This window comes from Mycolicibacter sinensis (genome assembly GCF_001667945.1).
GTDB lineage: Bacteria > Actinomycetota > Actinomycetes > Mycobacteriales > Mycobacteriaceae > Mycobacterium > Mycobacterium sinense_B.
Genome location: NZ_LZJK01000136.1, coordinates 1 through 718 on the forward strand (window position 1 = coordinate 1; position 718 = coordinate 718).

General features: G+C 72.4%; 1 protein-coding gene. It reads right to left on the bottom strand.

The genetic code is table 11. From position 1 onward, the window contains the following. A partial coding sequence (locus A5694_RS17515; RefSeq protein WP_234787939.1) for an MBL fold metallo-hydrolase occupies positions 1-718 on the bottom strand: 718 nt, incomplete at both ends.

Genomic DNA, 718 nt, shown 5'->3' on the forward strand with positions numbered 1-718 from the left:
TGCTTCGGTGGTACTGGCCGGGGACACCGTGCCCTGCGCCAGCCTCGATGAGTTGGCCGCCGGCGCCGGCGCGCTGGTCCACACCGTGATCCGCAAGGACCTCATCGCCGCACTGCCCCAGCAGCGGATCCGCGACATCTGCGACTACCACTCCTCGGTGGCCGAAGCCGCCGCGACCGCCCAGCGCGCCGGCGCCGGCGGCCAACTCATCGAGGCTGGCGCAGGGCACGGTGTCCCCGGCCAGTACCACCGAAGCACCGGCGTGTTCGATCCGGAACCCGATCGTGGGCGTCACCGGCCGGTGATCGGTGGGCGCCACGGTGACCTGCACGCCATCGCGATCCCACACCGGACCGGCGGTGTGCTCGTGGACCTCGACCGGAGGAGGTGCCGTCAGGTCGGCGTGGTGGGCGATCCGGTAGCCGATGTCGTGCCCGAACGCCCGCAGCGTCGCCTCCACGACGTCTGCTGTGCCCGGCGGGCCGATGATCGGCAGCGGCGCGGGGTCGGGTGTAAACGTGGTGACCCACCGGGTGATCAGCAGGTCACCGAGGTCGGCGATGTGGTCACTGTGCAAGTGGGTGAGCAGCAGCGCCGACAGCGTGTTGGCCGACGCCCCGGCGGCGGCCAGGCGCTGCAACACCCCGCGCCCGCAGTCGATCAGCAGCGCCTGACCGCCGGCCCGGATCAGGGTTGACGGTCCGGCGCGGTCGGGGTC